The organism is Bacillus cereus group sp. N21 (genome assembly GCF_016483395.1).
Classification (GTDB): domain Bacteria; phylum Bacillota; class Bacilli; order Bacillales; family Bacillaceae_G; genus Bacillus_A; species Bacillus_A pseudomycoides.
Map to the genome: position 1 here is coordinate 60,491 of NZ_JAEHBX010000021.1, position 17,570 is coordinate 78,060.

Genomic DNA, 17,570 nt, shown 5'->3' on the forward strand with positions numbered 1-17,570 from the left:
ATTCTTAATTTGATAAGGGGAAACATTGATGGAGGTGTTAATATTGCTTATTATCATCGCTATATCAGCATGCCTTTTAATGGGTATTAGTTTATTGCATGTTTATTGGGCTTTGGGAGGGGGATGGGGAATAGCTGCAGCGATTCCAACTGAGTCTGGAAATAAAGTCTTTACACCCAGTACAGGAATGACGTTATTAGTTGCACTCTTATTAAGCATTGCGGCTTTATTTTTATTATGGGAGATAGAAATAATTCCTTCATTTATCCCTCAAATGATCATTCGAAGTGGTTCTTGGATTTGTATGTTGGTGTTTGGATTAAGAGTGGTTGGAGAATTTAATTATTTTGGCATCTTTAAAAAGAAAAAAGATACGTATTTTGCTAAAATGGACAGTATGTTGTTTATTCCACTATGTGCTTTTTTATCTTTTTCATTCTTTTTAGCTATTATTTTATAAAAAACAAAGAGGTTATTTTATATATGTTACACTAAACATTACAGCATTTTATGAATAGAGGGAAATAAATGATAGAAACAATAGAAAAAATAAAAAAAGTCGTCAATGAAATGCAAGAAGATGAAGCGAAAGAGTTGCTTCAAGGTATTTTAGTGCAATTAGATTTGTTAAAAAATAATTACAACGAAGATTCATTTACATATTTAACGAGCATTCCGAACGAATTGATAGATTATAAATTGCATAAGAAAAATATATCCGAGAGCACGCACATTCATATTACTTTTGGGGAATCTAGTGCAGGCTGTTTAAAGTACATGTTAAAGAAAAAGAAATTGCAGCAAGAGTATGTTATTTCATTTTCAGAGTTTTTTTCGATTGGTCCAATCAATCAGCTGGAGACAATCACTGGACAACATTTGAGACAGCAATGGTTATATAAAAACTTAAATTTAGAAGATTTATATTTTGAAGAAGAGTATTTACCACAGTTTATTCAATCATTAGAAGAACTACAGTCTATTCCAAATGATATGCCAATTACGATTTGGAGTGGAGAGAATGCAAATGAACATGTTGGACTATGTTTTGCAATTGTTCATTTGAGAAATAAGAAAAATATTCGAATCATTAATACATCAGAAGCTCATAGAGGGTTGTTTCAAAAAGAGAATGAAATTTATGAGATTCACGGGACGGGTGCATTAACGCCCGAGCAGCTAGCAACAATTTACGAGACGTATGAGAAGGGTACAGTACTTACTGAAAAATCACGAAAACAATTAGAACAAGAATGGAAGCTGCTTTCTGAAACGAAAAATTCATTACGAATTTGGGAAGATCATAAAGTTTCATCTGTGCAAGAAACTTACTTCGATTCTTTTATCATTGAATGTGCAAAGAACCTGGAGAAAGAAAGAGCAGAAGAACAATTTTATAAATCAGCGAGGCTTATTGGGGAGGTTCTTGGTCAGATAGAACAGTCAGTAGGGGATGTTTTTCTCGAATATCGCTTACGTATATTAATTGAGCAAGGTGTATTCGAAATGAAAGGGACTTTGAAAGCGATGCGCTATTATAGTGTCCGTTTAAAAAAGTGACAAATTTCGAATATAGAGTGGGTAACTTACACTAGTTAGTTAATAGCAAAAAGTGCTTATGTGACATAACATAAGCACTTTTTTGTATATAGAAGTTTTTTATATTATATACCGTATTCATGTTTAAATTTGAAAATCTCATCAGCAGCTTGCTGATACCCGCCTGATTTTTGAAAGGACTCTTTAATATCAGCAACAGCTTTATGGAAAGATGGATCTCTTAACACACGATCTACAGTTTCACTTAGTTGACTTGCAGTCAATCCTTGCATTTGTAATGTAATGCCGCTTTCGAGATTCGCAACTTGTTGAGCAATCACCGGCTGATCCGCGCTTTGCGGAATTACAATTAGTGGAATTCCGTAATAGAGACCTTCATTGGTACTGTTCATTCCGCCATGTGTGATAAATAATTTAGTGTATTTAAGTACCTCAGTTTGTGGAACATAATTTTTCACAATGAAGTTTTTAGGAATCTCTCCTAAATCAGATATTTGAGTTTTTTCTCCAATAGATATAACAACAGTGTGATCAGTATTCTCAAATGCCTTAAAACAAAGCTTATAGAAATCAATTGCCTGATTAAAAACCGTACCTAGTGAAATGTAAATGGGGCTTTTTCCTTTGATTGTAGTAAAGTCAAAGTTTTCTTTTGTTGATTGTGTAGAGATGGATGGCCCTACAAATTTGTATGTTTGGTCAAATACTTCTCCAAAAGGTTGAAACTCCCTAGTTGTATAAACAATTGTAAGTAGTGCAGGATTACAAAAAACTTCATAAGGAGAAGTGATTTCAACACCATATTTTTCTTTAATTTTTGTTGTTAGGATTTGAAAATCATTATTTATCCTTTTTGCAATTTCTGTTGGAATATTTTGCGAAAGTTGTTCAAACATTCTTTCAAATGATCTTTCAGTCTGCGCAAAAGATGTGCACGAATTAATTGCAGGGAGCTTTAGAATTTGGGAAAGTAAACGTCCACAACCAAACATAGAATCGTGAATGATGTAATCAAAATGTTCTCCCTGAATCTGTTCAAGAACGCTAGGTATAATGATATCCGCCGTATGTAAAAGACCATTGATTCTTTCGGAAAAATAATTTCTTCCACCTGAGATAAAGGCTCTTAAAAATTTTTGATCGTCAAATGTTCGTACATTGGCTCCCGTCTTTTCAATACGCTCTCGAAAAGCTTCTATCGAAAAGTATACTACCTCTTCTCCACGCGAAATAAGCTCTTGTACAACTCCAATTGTTGGATTGATATGTCCTTCTGATCCACCATTAATAAATAAAACAAGTGCCATTATAACAACTCCTTAAGTCAGATGTTCTCTAGATTGTATATAAGAGTAAGGGGCACTGCCCCATACTCTTGCTTAACTTAAATAATGAAATTAAATATATCATAGTACAATACTTGAAAAACTTAAATTTTTAATCACCTTTGTAATCTAGAATTTATATTTTAAAATAGGATTTTCTTTTTAATGTATATTGGCTTTCCTCCAGTTTTTTGTATCATAGACATAAGTTTTGCTTTATGTAGGTAAATACCCACTCTATATGACACCAATATGTTAATATGTATAATTCTTACTTTGAAATAAAGCCTGATCAAAATTATCTTGTAATTACGTATTTTACACTAAATTAAAAGGATTTTAGATATAGTTTAGTCAAAATAAATCCTTTTTTTAAATAACCTTTGCGTTTTATAAAAAGTTTAATTAAAACTTATTTCGACTTCTTGATTTAAGAGAAAAAACTTTTCATCTTTTTTACTTCAAGATGAGAAGATTGTTTGATTGAACACTTAAAAATCTCCACGTTATTTTGGGCTATATAAATAAGCTACATATAAAAACGATACAACATATGATTGGATAAAGTAATAAATTATAAGAGGTGAGTTTTTTATGTATAATCAACCAACGTATTTTCCATATGTAGATTATAATCAAACAGCATACTATAACCCACAAATTTCTGGTTATGAAACATCTGATGAAATGAGGGATGTGGAACTTGAGGAATATCGACCCGATGATGCAGAAGATGCACCCACATCACCACCACCATCACAAGCTCCTTCTGTACCATCAACATTCGCTGCTCCTGCGCAAAGCGGTAATATAAAATCATGGATGTGTAATTGTTTAGGAAGATGGGGCTATTTACGTTTACATCGCCCAGGTCCATTTGGGAGGGATTTATGGTTTTTTCCAACGGAAGTCAGACGAAATGGCGTGTCAGGCTACACATGGCAAGCTGGGCGGCGCCGAAAAGTGAGTTATCGATACCAACAAATTAGTAATTTTATGTGTTTTGCTTAGTGATAAAACAAGCGATAAGAGGAAGATCTCTTCTTATTGCTTGTTTTTTTATTAAATTGTTTTTCAATATACAAAGTAAGATTATAACGAAATATTTATAATCTTCCCTCTCTTTATAAGCTATAATTCATATGTTGAAGTGCTTTTTACAAATAGATGAGAGTGAGGGAATGCAATGTTTTTTAAAAACAAAGTTGGCCTCAAAATAGAAGATGGTATTCAGTTAGCCTCTGCAGGTTTTAAAGAAGATGCTTATGAAATTTATAAAGAATCACGCGCATCACAACCAATTTTGTTCGTATATAAGAGTGAACTGTGGACAGAATGGCTTATTACAAGATATGAAGATGCATTACCACTTTTAAAAGATTCTCGCTTGAAGAAAAATCCAGAAAATGTATTTTCTCAAGAAAGATTAAAACCATTTCTTTCTCTTGAAAATAGTGACCACTTAACGAAACATATGTTAAATTCAGATCCACCTGATCATAGTCGTTTACGAGTACTAGTTCAAAAGGCTTTTACTCCTAAAATGATTTCACAATTAGATGAACGTATTCAGAATATCGCGGATACTTTATTAGACCGTGTAGAATATAAGCATTCCCTAAATCTTGTTAATGACTACGCCTTTCCATTACCAATCAATGTAATTAGTGAAATGCTTGGTATTCCAAAAGAGGATCAAGAGAAATTTAGAATATGGTCTCATGCGGTAATAGCTTCACCTGAAACACCAGAGGAAATAAAGGAAAATGAAGAAAAACTATCCGAGTTTATTACATATCTTCAATATTTAGTGGATGTAAAAAGGAAAGAGCCGAAAGAAGACTTAGTTAGTGGATTAATTCAGGTGGAAAGCGAAGGAAGTAAATTAAGTGCACCAGAACTTTATTCAATGATTATGTTGCTTATTGTCGCAGGACATGAAACGACTGTGAATCTTATAACCAATACGGTATTAGCATTGTTAGAGCATCCAGATCAACTGCAATTATTAAAAGAAAAGCCAGAGCTTATTGATTCAGCGATTGAAGAAGGATTACGCTTTTATTCTCCTGTTGAAGTTACGACAGCGCGCTGGGCAGCTGAACCTTTTATGATTCATGATCAAGAAATTAAAAAAGGAGATATGGTGATCATTTCATTAGCCTCAGCAAATCGTGATGGGAATGTCTTTGTGAATCCAGATGTTTTTGATATTACGAGAAAAAATAACCATCACATTGCATTTGGACAGGGAAGTCATTTTTGTTTAGGAGCACCGCTTGCTCGTTTAGAGGCCCAAATTGCAATTTCTACATTGCTAAACCGTATGCCAAACATCCAAATAAAAGGGGAGCGAGAAAAAGTGAAATGGCAAGGTAATTATTTAATGCGTTCTTTAGAGGAATTACCATTGTCTTTCTAGAATAGGTATTTGAGACATGCATACATTTTAAATTGTTCACATAGAGTATGTATGTGCAATTTTAAATCGAAACGAAAGGGTGAAGACATCCCAATGATCTACTAATTCTATTTTTCAAGAAATCTTCGTTATAAAACGAAATCTTCTTCTGAATAGGATTAGTGTGTACATTTTTATATGTAAAAGGGATGTATTTTCGCGCTGCGAATAGACTGTCTTTTATAATATGATTGTGCTGCCTCCTGTTCAGAATGTAGAATAGGGGGATTTTTTATGTCAATGAACGCAGAAATAAAGCAAACGAGTAGTGTATCTACAGTATTAAAAAATCGATTTGTGCAAGCAATTATTGCTTCAGCATTATTTCTCCAGATAGGAATTTGGGTCCGAAATTTTGCGGTACTGCTGTATGTAATGGAAATGACGAATGGTGATGCGCTTGCCATTTCAATGATTTCAGTTGCGGAATTCGCGCCAATTTTTATCTTTTCCTTCATAGGAGGAACATTTGCGGATAGGTGGAAACCAAAAAGGACGATGATTTGGTGTGAAGCCTTAAGTTCGTTATCAGTATTTGCAGTATTGTTTACACTTATGTTTGGTACTTGGAAGGTAGTATTTTTCGTTACACTTATCTCTGCAATTCTTTCACAATTTTCACAGCCATCAGGTATGAAATTGTTTAAGCAACATCTTTCCACGGAAGAAGTACAATTGGCCATGTCTTTGTATCAAACAATTTTTGCGATTTTTATGGTATTAGGCCCTATACTTGGAACGTTTATATTTCAAGCCTTCGGAATTTACACTTCCATTATTGTGACAGGTATTGCTTTCTTGCTTGCGGCTTTAGTCTTGCTATTTCTACCAAAAGATATTGAAGAACAAGAAGAAAAGAAAAAAGTTAGCTTATTACAAGAAATGGTAGATGGAATTAAATATGTAAGGGAAAAGAAAACACTAACATTACTCGGAATTTGTTTTATGGCAGCAGGATTAGGAATTGGTCTGATTCAACCACTAGGAATTTTTATCGTAACGGAACAATTAGGTTTATCAAAAGAAAGCTTACAATGGCTACTCACTGTAAATGGGGCTGGAATGATTATTGGAGGCGCTTTAGCAATGGTATTTGCCAAAAATGTTGCTCCGCAAAAGATGTTAATTTTAGGCATGTTTGCACAGGCAATTGGCATCGGTATCATTGGATTTTCTACAAATTTATGGATCACACTTATCGCTCAGTTTTTCAGTGGTTTAGCTCTTCCTTGTATCCAAATTGGGATAAACACACTAATTATTCAAAATTCGGATACAGACTTTATTGGACGGGTAAATGGAATTTTGAGTCCTTTATTTACAGGTTCAATGGTATTAACGATGAGTATTGCTGGTTCATTAAAAGAAGTATTTTCACTAAGTACAATGTATGAAGGAACAGCATTACTATTTATTATCGGTTCATTATTTATTTTGCCAATATATAATTTGAAACCAGTAGTAGGAACTTCAAATGAGGAGGGTGCCGTCCAGCATGAATCCTAATCCGAATGTGAAATATCCTATCGAAAGCAACAAGAGTGTTTATTTTATTAAAAATATAATAACAAAACCAAATATTATTGTTGGAGATTATTCTTATTATGATTCGAAAGACGGGGAAACATTTGAAGATCAAGTGCTATATCATTATGAAATTTTTGGAGACCGATTGGTTATGGGGAAATTTTGCTGCGTAGCACCCGGTGTTACATTTATTATGAATGGCGCAAACCATAGAATGGATGGATTTTCAGCGTATCCATTTAATATTTTCGGTCATGGCTGGGAAAGATTCACACCGGAACTTTCTGACTTACCATTTAAAGGAGATACGGTTATTGGAAATGATGTATGGATTGGTATGGATGCGACAATTATGCCTGGAGTGAAGATAGGGGACGGAGCAATTATTGCTACAAAATCTGTTGTCACTAAAGATATTCCACCGTATACAATTGCCGGTGGCAATCCTGCTATTGAAATTAAAAAGAGATTTCCAGACGAAATCATAAATGAACTGCTAGAAATAAAGTGGTGGGACTTGGATATAAAAATTATTTCTGAAAATATTAATGCAATTGTAAGTGGGAATATGGAAGCGTTGAAAAAATTAGCAGACGCTTCAGTGTGAAAAATATGAAAAAAGGGGGACTCCATTATGAAAGATGAGTCCTCCTTTTTTCATTCGCTTTATCAATTTTATAAACAAAACCACCGTCACACCATAAGTCATAACAAAATGTATCGTACCTCTCAAATTTGTTAATGATAAAAGAATAAGGAGGTGTGATACTTATGGCACAAGATGTTTTATGTGAAGTAAACAACTGCAAATATTGGGGTAACGGAAACAAATGTAATGCAGATGCAATTTATGTAGTAAGTCATAAAGGTAACCAAGCATCTACCACAGAAGAAACGGATTGCAAAACATTTATTCCTGAAGCTTAAACGATAAAGGGTAACCGCACCGGGTTGCCCTTTTATTAATTATATTATTGATAATAAATTTCATTTTCATTCACTATATTTGCTTTTTTGTCATTTTTTATATTTTTTTCATAAGAGAAGTAATCCAAGCTAGCTCATGTTCAATACATGATTTTCTATGTTGTATGACTTCAGAAATAAAAAGTGAAGTTTCAGCTAGGGATTGAATAGAGGTTAATTGTGTATATAGCACATTTTGACGAGTCGTTAAAACTTCTTTACGAGCTTCGCAATCCAATTTCTCAAACAGTGCAACACGTACAAGAAATTCAGCAGCATTAGCAGCTAGTTTCTCTGGAAACTCTCGCATCATTTCATAAAAGATTTCTTCACCTGTAGGAGTTAATGCGTAAATGTTACGGTTTGGTTTACCTATTTGTTGATGAATCTTTTTTGTAATTGCTCCCATATCTTCAAAACGCCGAAGGGCAGGATAGAGCATGTTATGATTCAATTCAAAATTTTCTCCAAGACGATTTTGAATGTTTTTCTTTATTTCATAACCATACTTTGGTCCAGAAGTTAATTCTGCGAGTAGTAAAATATCAACATACATATGTATCCTCCTAATTTTTTCTCAAGTTTATATCCGTAAATATCCCCTGTATATATGTTAAAATAACATATGTTAGTCTATACATCTTTGAACTGCCTACCTATTACTTTATTTTAAAAGAAAAGGGAGGAAAGAACTATGAATTCGCCTGAAAATGTAATTTTGGTTCATGAAATTTCAAAGCTCAAAACAAAAGAAGAGCTGTGGAACCCTTATGAGTGGTATAAGCATATGAGGGAAAATCATCCGGTCTATTATGATGCGGAGCAGGATGTATGGAATGTTTTTTTATATAATGATGTGAACCGTGTTTTATCTGATTATCGCCTATTTTCAAGCAGAAGAGATCGTCTTCAATTTTCCGTTCCGCCTTTAGACACAAGAGTAAATTTAAACTCTTCTGATCCTCCAGAGCATCGAAATGTTCGCTCAATTGTTTCAAAGGCATTTACCCCAAGAAGTCTTCAGCAGTGGAAGCCACAGATACAAGCAATTGCAAATGAACTTGTGAAAGATATGAATAATTATGATGAAATTGATATTGTAGAGCAGTTTGCTGCAATTCTACCTGTAACCGTTATTTCTGATTTATTAGGTGTTCCAACAACAGATAGAAAAAAAATTAAGATGTAGTCAGATATTTTGTTTATGCCATATAGTAAAGAGAAGTTTAGCGATTTAGATAAGCAGAAAGAAGTTGCTTTACATGAATTTAAATCTTATCTTCTCCCGATTGTTCAAGAGAAACGATACCATTTGAAAGAAGATATTATTTCAGACCTGATCAGAGCAGAGTATGAGGGAGAAAGATTGACTGATGAGGAAATTGTGACATTTTCATTAGGACTTTTAGCCGCAGGGAATGAAACGACTACAAACCTTATTATTAATAGCTTTTATTGCTTTTTAGTAGATGCACCTAAGGTATACAAAGAATTAAGCGAAAGTCCAGAGCTGATTCCTAAAGCGATAGAAGAGGTACTACGTTATCGTTTCCCTGTTACATTAGCCCGTACTATAACGGAAAATACAACAATATTTGGACCAAAAATGAAAAAAGGACAAATGATTGTTACGTGGATAAGCGCTGCCAATTTAGATGAAAATAAATTTTCACAAGCAGATTGCTTTGATTTACATCGATCTGGAAATGAAAAACATTTAACATTTGGCAAAGGGCCTCACTTTTGTTTAGGCGCACCACTTGCTCGTTTAGAAGCTGAAGTTGCATTAACTACGTTTATTAGGAATTTTAAAAAGCTAGAACTTTCACCATCCTTTCATTTAGAGAACTGTATATTAGAGAATGAACAAACGTTAAAGCGGTTTCCTATCCTTTTAATATGTTTTTTTAACAAACTAAAAAATATTTCTTGACCTGAAACGCTTTTCATAAATTATAACTAAGTTGTGTTTGACAAAGTGAATATGGAAACGATACCTAATTTGTGTATTTATCCCGCTATTTGTGAATAGGAAGCCATCCACCTTTAATCTTAGTGGAAGGAACTGGAGGAATCAACTGCCTGTAAAATCTCGATTAGTGAAGACGAATAATTAGTGGGCTCCACTGATTTAAGTTTCACTTTATACAAGCATGTTTATTTATAGAAAGTGGTGACGGAACAATGAAACTAATTACAATCGATTTAGATGGAACTCTTCTTTCAAGAAATAAAATGATTAGTAAAGAAAATGCAGAAGCTATTCAAAAATGCCAGGAGCAGGGGCACGTAGTAGCGATTTGTACAGGACGTTCTCTCGTAGATATTGAACGTTTACTACTGGAAGCTGATTTACAATGTCCTATTATTGCAGAAAACGGTGCTCTTATTTATGTGGATCAAAAAATGATGAAGAGATACCCTATTCAAAATACACATGCCTTTGAAATTGTTGAATATCTTGAACAAAATCGGATGTATTATCAACTGTATACAGATCGAGGTGTATACGTTCCGGCATATGGTGAAGAAAGTGTGAATCATGAAATAGAATGGATAAAAAGGTCAAATAAAGATATTGATCAGCAAGAGCTTGAAGTCATCGCAGCATTGTATCTTGAACATACAGCATTTCATATCACAGAAAGTTGTAAATCGATATTAGAAGAAGAGATTTATGTGCATAAGCTTTTACCATTCTCCTATAATGAAGAGAAATTACAAAAATTAAAAATGCATTTTCAACATAATACAGAGTTAGCAATTACTGCTTCGTATTGGCATAATTTAGAGATTAATCATTGTGACGCTCAAAAGGGGAATGGTTTATATACTTTAGCAGAACATCTTAATATTCCGGTGGTAAATACTGTTGCAATAGGTGATGGGCTAAATGACATTTCTATGATGGAAAAGGCACATATATCTATCGCAATGGGAAATGCAGTGGACGAAATTAAACGGATTTGTCACTATGAAACATTATCGAATGAAGAACATGGAGTTGCACATGCTCTTTATCAATATGTCATGGTAAAAAAATAAAAAAGAATCCATCAAGGATTCTTTTTTATTTTTTATTAGGGGTAAGGTATTCTATGAGATTAATAGAATACCTTATTGCATTTTATTATATAGAATATATTGGAAGAATTGTATATGATTTTCAAATAATTTGTGAATAATTTGTGAATATTTAGATCGTTACATATTTATATTAATAAGATTATATATCATTTCAAATAATTTTTAATTGAAAAATAAAATTTATTTGAATAATTATGCTCTTTCTATATACCTATAAGAACATTATTCGTATAATGGAGAGGCGTGAGTAAAAATTGGTATTAAATTTACATATAGAGGTGGAAAGAGAATGAATGCGCGGCTATTGGAACTCATTGATGTGAACACAATAGAAACCATGGCAGAACAATTTTATAAATTAACAAACATTTCACATCAACTTCTTGATCAAAATATGGAATGTGTTTTTTCATTTGGTATGAATCAAGAAGAAAATATACAACTTACAAAAATTGAAATCCCTATCTTTTTACATGAGCAACACCTTGGATCATTTATTGTTTGTGCAATTAAAAATGACATCCGTACTTGTTATAAATACTTCGAAATGCTTTCAAATCTCATTGTAGATGGTGCAATGAATAAACTTCAAAACCAAACAAAAAATATACATTTACTTTCTCAAAAAGAAGAACAGCTACATACAATCTTACAAAATATGCCCATTATGGTCGATGCTCTTGATAAAAATGGGAATTTTATATTATGGAATCGTGAATGCGAGCTCGTAACAGGCTATGCTGCAGAAGAAATCGTTGGAAATCCCAAAGCACTTGAACTGTTATATCCTGATGAAAGTTATCGCAGACAACTTCAAAAGAAATTTTCGATTCGCGGAAAAAGTTTTCGAGATTGGGAAATGAATTTAACATGCAAAAATGGGGAAATAAAAACAATCATGTGGTCAAATATTTCGGAGCAGTTCCCAGTACCTGGTTATAGTTATTGGGCAGTTGGAGTTGATATTACTCATCGAAAAGGAATTGAAGAGCAATTAAAACAGCAAACTTCTGAGTTAGAGCTTATTTTTAAAGCATTACCTGATTTGTGTTTCTTAACTGAGGCTGATGGAACAATTATAGACTATAAAGCAGGTTCACCAGCTAAGTTTTACGTACCTGCAGAATCCTTTATGGGGAAGAAATTTTATGAAGTCTTGCCATCACCTGTAGCACAACAATTTCAAGAAGCAATTCATCAAGTACAACAAAAGGAATCGACAGTTATTGTTGAATATCCGTTAACACTTAAAGGAAGTGTTAGTTTCTTTGAAGCTAGATGTTTACCACTCTTACAAGATAAGATTATGATAATCGTTCGAGATATTACCGAGCGGAAAAAGACTGAGGAGTTATTGAATAAATCAGATACACTTGCAGCAATTGGGCAGTTAGCTGCAGGGGTAGCCCATGAAGTCCGAAATCCATTGACAGTGATTAAAGGATTTATTCAATTATTTCAGATTAATCAAGAAGATCAAGATAAATATTTTGATCTTATGCTATCAGAAATCGAAAGAATTGAAGCTATACTTCATGAGTTTTTATCGATTGCAAAAACTGATGTCATTTCAACTGAAAAGAAAAACCTCTGCTCGATATTAAAAAATATCGTTTCATTAATCAACACGAAGGCAATCATGACAAATATTCAAATTAATCTCCATATAGAATCAAAAGAACTAATGATTGATTGTTGTGAAAATCAATTAAAACAAGTTTTTATTAATATTTTACAAAACTCAATTGAAGCAATGCCAAATGGAGGGGAAATCTCTATTTATGTAAAAAAATCAGAGCGTGAAGAAGTTATGATTAATATGGTTGATGAGGGCGTAGGAATTCCTGAAGAAAGAATTAAAAGACTTGGTGAACCTTTTTATAGTACGAAAGAGAAAGGAACTGGGATTGGACTAATGCTCAGTTATAAAATTATTGAAAGTCATCAAGGAAGAATTAGTATTATGAGTGAGGTAGGAATAGGAACATCAGTTACAATCTATTTACCAATGTTTCAAAGTGAGCAAGTTACTTCTTGTGCAGCAATGTTACCTATAACAGGGGCTTTATGAGGATATTATTACTTTCCGGTTCATATAATAATAGAGTTAAAAAGCTATCTTATGATTTGTAAGATAGCTTTTGTTATATATTAATTTGTTTTGAGAGTTAAAGAGTTCTTATAAATTATACAGTTGTTTATCTATTATCCAGCGAATTGTACAGCAGTTTTTGCATGTAAAAAAGCAGTATCAAATACAGGAATAGAAAGGTCTTTCTGTGAAATAAGTAACGGTATTTCTGTACAACCTAATAAAATTCCTTCTGCACCATTTTCAATAAGTTTTTGAATGATTTGTAAGAAACGTACTTTAGATTGCTGTGAAATAATCCCTTTACTCAATTCTTGAAGAATGACATGATGAATGAAATTTCGTTCATCTTTTTTCGGAATAATTGTTTCAACACCATAATTAGCTAGTCTTGTTTTATAAAAGTCCTGTTCCATTGTTTGTTTTGTTCCAAGTAAACCAATCCGTTTCACATCATGTTCAACAATTTCTTCAGCACTGACATCACCAATATGAAGAAGGGGAATAGAGATTGCTTGTTCTACTTCTTCCGCAAATTGATGTACTGTATTTGAGCACATAAGTATACAATCTGCACCGGAACACTCTATTTTTTTTGCTACTTGAACGAGTTGATTTTGCACTTCCTCATATTGTTGATTTTGTAATAAATTTGTCACTTCGCCAAAATCCATGCTATATAGAACAAGCTTTGCATTATGATTATACTGAGATAGAGTTAGTGTATTAATATGTTTATAATAAAGAGACGTTGATTCCCAACTTAATCCACCAATTAATCCGATTACTTTCATGTCAAATTCCTCCCGTTAACATGTTTTGTTATGCTAATTATTCCATAATTCCGATAAGAATACAATGATTTATTTGATTGTTTTAGGAAAAGTAAAAATAGTGAGAAAAATATTGAAATTAACTTGCGTTAATGCAATAATACAAATTACAAACGAATACTTATCCAGAGAGGTGGAGGGAACGGCCCTATGAAACCTCAGCAACCCCTATTTATTCATACAAATAGGAAGGTGCTAATTCCGCAAAAGACATATTGTCTTTTGAAAGATAAGAGGATCATATCTCAATAAAAAATGACCTCTTATAAAAGGGGTCATTTTTTATTGAGAAATTGAGAAGAAAGGAAGTGAAGACGCATAATTTAATTTTCTTATACATATAGGACTAATATAAACTAACTAGAATGAAAGGGGAATTCATATGAACAAATTATCTACAAAATTAGTCGTAGCAATTGGAATCGGTTCTGCAATATATGGTGTATTAGGTCTATGGGGATTTTCAATTGCACCAAACACATTTATAAAGCCTGCTTTGGCTATATTAACAATTTTTGGTGCGATTTTCGGGCCGATTGCAGGACTTTTGATTGGTCTTATCGGTCATACAGTGACAGATACCATCGCTGGTTGGGGAATATGGTGGGGATGGGTACTTAGCTCAGGTATTATTGGATTTACGATGGGACTTGTACAAAAACGAGCAAGTTTCAGTGTGAAAAATGGAACATTTCGTAATCGAGATATTTCATATTTTGCTATAACAGGTTTAATCGGGATTGTCGTTGCAATCATATTTGCCGGTGCTTTTGATATTATCGTTATGGGTGAACCTTTGGATAAAATTGTTATTCAAGTATTCGGTGCAACGATTGCAGATATCCTTGTGTTCTTAATTCTTGGTTTACCAATCACACTGGGATTAGCGAAAGCAAATAAAAAACATACACATTTGAAGATTGAAAAGTAGGGAGATTACAATGAAGCCGATTATTTCCTTTGAACAATTTACATTTCAATATAAACAAGTGACAGAACCTACTTTAAAGGATGTTACATTCCGTATTTATCCAGGTGAAAAAGTATTGATTGCCGGTCGAAGTGGATCAGGAAAATCAACATTGGCCCATTGTATAAATGGGCTTATCCCTTTTTCATATGAGGGATCAAGTACTGGGAACATTTCAATATGTGGTAAGGATCCGCGAAAAGGTAGTATTTTTGAGCAAAGTAAGCATGTAGGAACTATTTTACAAGATCAAGATTCTCAGTTTATTGGTTTAACCGTAGGAGAAGATGTTGCTTTCTCATTAGAAAACGATTGTGTAGAACAGGAGAAAATGAAGGCTGTTGTTATGGACTCACTACAGAAAGTACAGATGCATACGTTTCATCTACGAAGCCCGCATGAATTATCTGGTGGTCAAAAACAAACTGTTTCTCTTGCTGGACTGTTAACAACAGAAGCTGACATATTACTATTTGATGAGCCATTAGCAAACTTAGACCCCATGAGTAGTTTGAAAACAGTAGAACTTATACGAAAGGTGCATCAACAATTTAATAAAACAGTTGTTATTATTGAGCATAGAAGGGGTACGGAAACGATTCTGGGTATGAGGGGCCACTCTGGGATTTAATTACAAATTAAAAAAGAACTTTATTCAAGTTCTTTTAATCTACGATACAGAGCGGCCTGACTCACACCTGTAATTTGGCATATTTCTTTCACTGTTTTAGTAATTCAATCGCATGATTCATACCTGGGTGTTTATCCGTGTATTTCTTCAATGGTTCTGGTGCAAATTAATCTAAAAGATTGATATCAAGGCCTTTCATATTACCTAGATAACTAATTTTTACATAATAGGGGTACCGCCACATGCCCATCAACTTAAGAATTCAGAATTACCCCAAAACGAAAAAAACGAGCTTTTTTGTTACAAGTTAGCACAAAATTTCGTTCTGGGGGGACTATAAAATTTTAGCTTGATAGCGATGTGGCGGTACCCCATGCCCATCAACCTAATAAATTTTAGTACCCCCAAGTACAAAAAACGGTTATTCTTTCTAAACTAAACGAGCAAGATCAGAAAGGATAACCGTTTTTTGTGTTGATTTGGAATAAAGATTGATAAAAATAAGAATTTTAATAGTTATTTATCTATATACACAAATAAAACATATAGAACGAATTAAACTGTTGGTAAATTATCTAAATAACAACTAAGCACTCATTTGCTTTCTATAATAAATATAAAAAATTCCATACATTAGCAAAAGAATAAGTAAAACTTGTATTTCAACATTTTCTTGTAAAATAGTAGCTATCGGTTCTGGAAGATAAGGGGATTTTTGAGCACCACCTAGACCTAATGCTTTATTAAAAATTCCAATTATACAAAAGAAAAAGATCCCTGACCAACTTGCTATAATTGCTTTATGTTTAATATCTTTATCTCTTTCATCATCTTTAATCCAAGGAGCTGATCCTTTATCACTTGTAAAAAATCCATTAATATAAGCCCACAATATAGCCCCCACAAAATATACTAAATAATTCATAATTCTATACTCCTTTCTTAAAAAAAAGTTCATCTACTGTTGTATTCAATACTTCTGAAAGACTAAAAGCTAATTTTAATGTAGGATCATACTTATTATTTTCAATTGCATTGATTGTTTGTCTACTAACCCCACATTTATTAGCCAAGTGCTCTTGCGACAATCCCTTTTTCTCTCTCAAATCCTTTATAATATTTTTCATATCTCTTCTCCATTTTTTATAATCAAAATGTCAAAAGTTTTTTACATATCAATTGTAAAAAATCTCAATTGTATTGTCAAATGTTTTTGACAAAATACATTAAATATATTTGTAACTTTTAAATGAAATTTGGTAAAAAAGACGGTGCTAATCCATATTTAAAAGTAAACAAAAAGAAGTTACAATATACGGGGCACGATACATTACTATCAACTTAAGATGAAATTATACCCATAATTTATAGAAAGCGTTATTCTTTTTGTAGAAATATACAGAAAGGATGGCGTTTTTTTATGAATTTATTTCAAGATGAGTTTCATTTGTTCGCTGAAGAACTAAAGCGATATCTATCTCCACATATTCTTCAACAACTTGCACAAGAGACAGGCTTTGTAAAACGTAAAAGTAAATATGGCGCACAAGATTTGGCTGCTTTATGTATTTGGATCAGTCAACATGTAGCAAGCGATTCTCTCACTCGATTATGTAGTCAACTTTATGCAAATACAGCTACACTTATGAGTCCAGAAGGACTTAATCAACGTTTTAACCGATACGCTGTTTTATTTCTACAGCGTGTATTTTCCCTTTTAGTTAAAAGCCAACTAAACGATTTGTCTCAAATCCCTAGCCAGTACACTTCTTATTTTCAACGTATACGTATTTTAGATGCTACTATTTTTCAAGTGCCCAATCATTTGGCTTCTATTTATCCTGGTTCAGGAGGATGTGCACAAACAGCCGGCATTAAGATTCAGCTAGAATATGATTTACATAGTGGAAAATTCCTCAATGTTCAAATAGAACCAGGTAAAAATAATGATAAAACCTTTGGTACAGTTCTGGTGCAAAAACCATTTGATAGAGATATAGAACCTACATGGCCTATTCAATGACAGATTATGATGCAATTCCAAACAACTTATGTATGAACCCAACTTCATTTTGAGCAGACTTCACCTGTAGGTTAAGTTGTCTTTTTTTCATCATA

At 33.0% G+C, this 17,570-nt stretch carries 15 protein-coding genes, 4 pseudogenes and 1 riboswitch; of the genes and pseudogenes, 13 read left to right on the plus strand and 6 right to left on the minus strand.

Annotated elements, in window-relative coordinates:
• The first annotated feature begins 43 nt into the window (after positions 1–43).
• Both JDS96_RS14155 and JDS96_RS14160 read left to right on the plus strand, forming a co-directional pair.
• Complete coding sequence (locus tag JDS96_RS14155; protein WP_199667194.1) at positions 44–460, plus strand: DUF3995 domain-containing protein; 417 nt, start codon at positions 44–46, stop codon at positions 458–460.
• Positions 461–528: 68 nt separating this feature from the next.
• Entirely contained in the window at positions 529–1,560 is a 1,032-nt protein-coding gene (locus JDS96_RS14160) for a DUF1835 domain-containing protein (protein WP_199667195.1), read from the plus strand.
• A gap of 104 nt (positions 1,561–1,664) precedes the next feature.
• Here JDS96_RS14160 and JDS96_RS14165 read toward each other — a convergent pair whose 3' ends face one another.
• Positions 1,665–2,867, minus strand: a complete 1,203-nt coding sequence (locus JDS96_RS14165) for a macrolide family glycosyltransferase (RefSeq protein ID WP_199667196.1) — start codon at positions 2,865–2,867, stop codon at positions 1,665–1,667.
• 612 nt (positions 2,868–3,479) lie between these two features.
• Between JDS96_RS14165 and JDS96_RS14170 the strand changes: the two genes are divergently transcribed.
• The 5 genes from JDS96_RS14170 (at position 3,480) to JDS96_RS14190 (ending at position 7,800) form a co-directional block, all read left to right on the plus strand.
• A complete protein-coding gene (locus JDS96_RS14170; RefSeq protein WP_016131440.1) occupies positions 3,480–3,896 on the plus strand; it encodes a hypothetical protein in 417 nt (138 codons plus the stop codon).
• A gap of 175 nt (positions 3,897–4,071) precedes the next feature.
• Positions 4,072–5,307, plus strand: coding sequence for a cytochrome P450 family protein (locus JDS96_RS14175; protein ID WP_199667197.1), 1,236 nt, complete (start codon positions 4,072–4,074; stop codon positions 5,305–5,307).
• Positions 5,308–5,580: 273 nt separating this feature from the next.
• The gene (locus tag JDS96_RS14180; RefSeq protein WP_199667198.1) at positions 5,581–6,852 is read left to right on the plus strand and encodes an MFS transporter; all 1,272 of its coding nucleotides are present in this window, start codon (positions 5,581–5,583) and stop codon (positions 6,850–6,852) included.
• The gene (locus JDS96_RS14185; RefSeq protein ID WP_199667199.1) at positions 6,842–7,480 is read left to right on the plus strand and encodes a Vat family streptogramin A O-acetyltransferase; all 639 of its coding nucleotides are present in this window, start codon (positions 6,842–6,844) and stop codon (positions 7,478–7,480) included. The genes JDS96_RS14180 and JDS96_RS14185 overlap by 11 nt, the downstream gene beginning before the upstream one ends.
• Before the next feature lie 164 nt (positions 7,481–7,644).
• Positions 7,645–7,800, plus strand: coding sequence for a DUF1540 domain-containing protein (locus tag JDS96_RS14190; protein ID WP_003204488.1), 156 nt, complete (start codon positions 7,645–7,647; stop codon positions 7,798–7,800).
• A gap of 97 nt (positions 7,801–7,897) precedes the next feature.
• On the opposite strand, the gene JDS96_RS14195 is transcribed toward JDS96_RS14190, so the two are convergent.
• Positions 7,898–8,395 carry a PadR family transcriptional regulator gene (locus JDS96_RS14195; RefSeq protein WP_003204485.1) on the minus strand — a complete coding sequence of 166 codons (498 nt, stop codon included), beginning with the start codon at positions 8,393–8,395 and terminating at the stop codon, positions 7,898–7,900.
• A 138-nt stretch (positions 8,396–8,533) separates the two neighbouring features.
• Here JDS96_RS14195 and JDS96_RS14200 point away from each other — a divergent pair.
• From JDS96_RS14200 to JDS96_RS14210, 3 genes and pseudogenes are all read left to right on the plus strand, one after another.
• Positions 8,534–9,772 (plus strand): annotated as a pseudogene (locus tag JDS96_RS14200) (cytochrome P450).
• A 251-nt stretch (positions 9,773–10,023) separates the two neighbouring features.
• Positions 10,024–10,884 carry a Cof-type HAD-IIB family hydrolase gene (locus JDS96_RS14205; protein WP_018780556.1) on the plus strand — a complete coding sequence of 287 codons (861 nt, stop codon included), beginning with the start codon at positions 10,024–10,026 and terminating at the stop codon, positions 10,882–10,884.
• 331 nt (positions 10,885–11,215) lie between these two features.
• Positions 11,216–12,997: a PAS domain-containing sensor histidine kinase gene (locus tag JDS96_RS14210; RefSeq protein WP_199667200.1), complete on the plus strand. Its 1,782-nt coding sequence runs from the start codon at positions 11,216–11,218 to the stop codon at positions 12,995–12,997.
• Between the two features lie 134 nt (positions 12,998–13,131).
• On the opposite strand, the gene JDS96_RS14215 is transcribed toward JDS96_RS14210, so the two are convergent.
• A complete protein-coding gene (locus JDS96_RS14215) occupies positions 13,132–13,812 on the minus strand; it encodes an aspartate/glutamate racemase family protein (RefSeq protein WP_018765990.1) in 681 nt (226 codons plus the stop codon).
• Between the two features lie 157 nt (positions 13,813–13,969).
• A riboswitch (SAM riboswitch) is annotated at positions 13,970–14,087 on the plus strand.
• Positions 14,088–14,233: 146 nt separating this feature from the next.
• On the opposite strand from JDS96_RS14215, the gene JDS96_RS14220 reads away from it, so the two are divergent.
• A complete protein-coding gene (locus JDS96_RS14220) occupies positions 14,234–14,782 on the plus strand; it encodes an ECF-type riboflavin transporter substrate-binding protein (protein WP_006094951.1) in 549 nt (182 codons plus the stop codon).
• A gap of 10 nt (positions 14,783–14,792) precedes the next feature.
• Positions 14,793–15,404: pseudogene (locus JDS96_RS14225) on the plus strand (ABC transporter ATP-binding protein); the annotation flags it as partial.
• 634 nt (positions 15,405–16,038) lie between these two features.
• Here the strand turns inward: JDS96_RS14225 and JDS96_RS14235 are convergent.
• The gene (locus tag JDS96_RS14235) at positions 16,039–16,377 is read right to left on the minus strand and encodes a hypothetical protein (RefSeq protein ID WP_002107182.1); all 339 of its coding nucleotides are present in this window, start codon (positions 16,375–16,377) and stop codon (positions 16,039–16,041) included.
• Between the two features lie 4 nt (positions 16,378–16,381).
• Positions 16,382–16,579, minus strand: coding sequence for a helix-turn-helix transcriptional regulator (locus tag JDS96_RS14240; RefSeq protein ID WP_018783222.1), 198 nt, complete (start codon positions 16,577–16,579; stop codon positions 16,382–16,384).
• Positions 16,580–16,872: 293 nt separating this feature from the next.
• On the opposite strand from JDS96_RS14240, the pseudogene JDS96_RS14245 reads away from it, so the two are divergent.
• Positions 16,873–17,430, plus strand: a pseudogene (locus JDS96_RS14245) (IS4 family transposase); the annotation flags it as partial.
• Positions 17,431–17,479: 49 nt separating this feature from the next.
• Here the strand turns inward: JDS96_RS14245 and JDS96_RS32100 are convergent.
• Positions 17,480–17,570, minus strand: a pseudogene (locus JDS96_RS32100) (IS6 family transposase); the annotation flags it as partial.